This window comes from Rhodosalinus sp. (assembly GCF_046542825.1).
GTDB lineage: Bacteria > Pseudomonadota > Alphaproteobacteria > Rhodobacterales > Rhodobacteraceae > Rhodosalinus.
The window spans coordinates 1-3,056 of the sequence record NZ_JBKHAQ010000179.1 but is presented as its reverse complement, the minus strand read 5'-3'; the positions used below and the strand labels follow the sequence as shown (position 1 = coordinate 3,056).

Annotated in this window: 3 protein-coding genes; 1 reads left to right on the top strand and 2 read right to left on the bottom strand. The window is 68.5% G+C overall.

Features of this window, described 5'->3' with window-relative positions; genetic code table 11:
• Positions 1–93 precede the first annotated feature (93 nt).
• Complete coding sequence (locus ACLFOB_RS14740) at positions 94–558, bottom strand: hypothetical protein (RefSeq protein WP_410926578.1); 465 nt, start codon at positions 556–558, stop codon at positions 94–96.
• A gap of 222 nt (positions 559–780) precedes the next feature.
• Between ACLFOB_RS14740 and ACLFOB_RS14735 the strand changes: the two genes are divergently transcribed.
• A complete protein-coding gene (locus ACLFOB_RS14735) occupies positions 781–1,431 on the top strand; it encodes a Crp/Fnr family transcriptional regulator (RefSeq protein ID WP_410926577.1) in 651 nt (216 codons plus the stop codon).
• Positions 1,432–1,490: 59 nt separating this feature from the next.
• Here ACLFOB_RS14735 and ACLFOB_RS14730 read toward each other — a convergent pair whose 3' ends face one another.
• Complete coding sequence (locus tag ACLFOB_RS14730; RefSeq protein WP_410926576.1) at positions 1,491–2,261, bottom strand: SDR family NAD(P)-dependent oxidoreductase; 771 nt, start codon at positions 2,259–2,261, stop codon at positions 1,491–1,493.
• Positions 2,262–3,056 lie beyond the last annotated feature (795 nt).

Genomic DNA, 3,056 nt, shown 5'->3' with positions numbered 1-3,056 from the left:
CCTGCTGCGCGGCGCAACGCAGCTAACGGGCCAGTCTCGCGGCGCGGGCGCGTGCAGGTGCGGAGGACCCGCGCGCGCCCGCACCGGCTGTATTCAGACCGGGGTGGTCTTGGCGCGCGCTGCCGCAGCTTTCGTGGCCTCGCCTGCCGTCTGTTCCGTTTCCTTGGCGAGTTCGGTGCCGGCCGAAGTCGCGCCCTGCGTCAGGATCCCGAAGCACCGCAGGCAGAACTCCGTGTTCTCCATGGCGTCGGCGGTGAGCCGCTGCATCTCGTCCGTCAGCCAGGCGTTCATCTCGCGCATCGCCTCGTTGGCCTGCGCGCTGTCAGGGCTCCCCGTATTCTGCACGCGCTCCATGCAGCGCTGCGCGCTCTCGGCGGCCTCGCGTCGCCGCTCGAACCAGGCATGCGCGTAGCGTTCCCACTCGTCCATCAGGGCTTTCTGCGTGCTCCAGGCGATCTGCGCCTGGGGCGCCATGAAGGCGGTCGGCGCCGGAAGCTGCGACATCATCCGCAGCATCTGCTCGGGGTCGTGCAACTGTGGCTTCTTGTCCTTGGACATCGGGGGTCTCCTCGTGCCGGATGCCTGCAGTGTGGGTCGTGCCGCGCGGTGGGGCCTTAACCTCGGTCAATCCGAAACCTTTCGGGATGCTCACGCATTGTCCCGTGGGAATACGTCTTCTCGCAAGCAGGGTTTTTCCAGATGAACACAGCGTTCCGTGCGCATCCGACGGGTCCGGCCGCCGCAGTTTCCGGACAGGCGCAGCATACGAGCAGGGCGTTCATGCAACACTGCCGCCAGCGCGCCCGCGTGCTGGAGCGGGGGACCGATCTTGTCGGAGAGGGGCACGATGGCCCGGGTGCCGTCTGGGTCCTGAGCGGGAGGGTTGCCCTGCGCAAGACGCTCGACGACGGGCGCGGCATCGTGCTCGATCTGGTCTTTCCGATCGACTTGATCGAGCCCGCGACAGCCGACATGTGCTCTTCCGGCTTCGAGATGACGGCCGCGGAAACCTGCCTCGTCGCGCTCTTCACGCACGAGGAGGCGCGGCGCCTGCAGGCGGATTTCCTTGGCCTCGCCCGGATTGTCGGCCTCTTGCAGGCGGCGGGGCGCGCCCGGCGGTCGGAGCGGATGCTTCGCGTCGTGCAGGGGTGCGCGGAGGAGAGAATCGCCTTCCTGATCCTCGAACTGGCGCTGCGCATCAACCGCGCGGCCGTGCTGGCGGGCGATCCGTTCAGCCTGCGTCTGTCGCAGCGTCTCGTCGGCGAACTGACCGGCCTGTCTAACGTGCATGTCTGCCGCGTGATGACCCGGCTGAGCGAGCGGGGTGTACTGAGCGGGGTACGCGGCAGGATCGACGTGCGCGACACCGCCGCGCTGGCCGATCTTGCGCGCATCTCGCCGCAGGCGCTGGCACGCGCCATCCTGGTCTGACGACGCCGCGGGATCTGGACGCCGCGGCGCGCAAGTGTCCTGCATGTGCCGGGGGCCGTTCAGTGGGCGGTATAACCGCCGTCGATCACCAGTTCGCTGCCCGTGACGAACTTGGCGTCGTCCGAGGCAAGATAGGCGATCCCGGCCGCGATGTCCTCTGGCGCGCCGACATGGCCGATGGGGTGCAAGTCATCCAGGTTCCGGCGGAAGGCGTCCTTTCCCTCCTCAGACGCCTCGGCCATCGCCTTGACCAGCGGCGTCCAGATGAATCCGGGATGGACCGAATTCACGCGGATGCCCTCGGGGGCGTAGAAGAGCGCGTCGGTCTTGCTCATCTCGCGCACCGCACCCTTGGAGGCGTGGTAGGGCGGGATGTCGGGCGCGCCCACGATGCCGTAGATCGAGGACAGGTTCACGATGCTTCCGCCCCCGGCCTTGCGCAGCAGCGGGATGGCCGCCTTGACGCAGTAGAACACACCCCTGACGTTGACCGCCATGACCTCGTCCCATTCCTCGGAGGTGACTTCGTGCGGGGCCTTGTTGACGCCCGAGATGCCGGCATTGTTGACCAGCACGTCGAGCCGGCCGAACCGTTCCGCGACGGCCTGCAGGGTTTCCTGAACCGCGGTCTCGTCGGTGACGTCGAGATGCCAGTAGTCGGCATCGGTGCCGTCGGACGCCAGGTCGTCGCGCACGGCGCGCCCCTCCTCGTCGGTGATGTCGAGGACGGCAACGCGCGCACCCTCCTGCGCGAGGCGCTTGCATGTGGCGCGCCCGATGCCATGCGCGCCGCCCGTCACGGCGCAGACCTTGTCGGTGAGGCGTTGCATCTCGACTCTCCTCTCTTCAGTCTCAGCTGTCGGCCAAAGGCAACCGCATCCGGGACGGTCATGCTTTAACCAAGGTTAAGCCAGACGGGATGCGAGGCCGGCGGCCTCCGCGCGCAGGGCGCCGGGCGTGCGGATCGGGCTCCGGATCGGGCAAGGCAGGCGGAGCCTGACGAAAGCCTCGACCGGGCCGATGACAGGGACCCAGGCGCAATCCCGCGACAAGGTCTGCGGTGCGCAGGAGGTCGACCCTGCGCATGGCCTGTCCGAGGGATACCGCGGCCCGGCGCCTGCGCCAGGTCGGTCCGAACCGCCTTGACCGGGCGCGCCGCGCCCCGACCCCGAGCGAAGCGCGTCATCGAAGCCTGCCGCTGGCCGCGGCTGCGTCCGGCCATGTCGGCGAACTGATGTAGGCCGCGGCGATCCCGGTCGCCGTCGCGATCGACGCGGGGATCGTCTGCTGCACCGAAGTCCCGCCGACACGCTCGATCGGGGCCCTACGCCCGCTGGAACGGGTCAGGGCGCGAATGCGCCGGGACGGACACGAACGCAGCCTCGCGGCTGCCAAGACGGTGCCAGGCGAAATCTTTCTGTAGCAGGCCGGCGGGATCGTGCCGGCACCTCCCCCGTGTCGCTTTCCCGGCGGGAGCAAGGGGTGCGGCTGCATCCTCCGGGGCAAATGCCAACAGCCCTTGGCTCGGCGGCTCATGCGCCGAAGGACAAGAGCCTCAGGGCTGTAAAAGCATGGCTGGGGTGGTAGGATTCGAACCTACGGTACACGGTACCAAAAACCGCTGC

Bases quoted from the DNA above. Each gene is read 5' to 3' on its own strand.
- ACLFOB_RS14740 (WP_410926578.1), bottom strand. From the start codon at position 558: ATGTCCAAGGACAAGAAGCCACAGTTGCACGACCCCGAGCAGATGCTG.
- ACLFOB_RS14735 (WP_410926577.1), top strand. From the start codon at position 781: ATGCAACACTGCCGCCAGCGCGCCCGCGTGCTGGAGCGGGGGACCGAT.
- ACLFOB_RS14730 (WP_410926576.1), bottom strand. From the start codon at position 2,261: ATGCAACGCCTCACCGACAAGGTCTGCGCCGTGACGGGCGGCGCGCAT.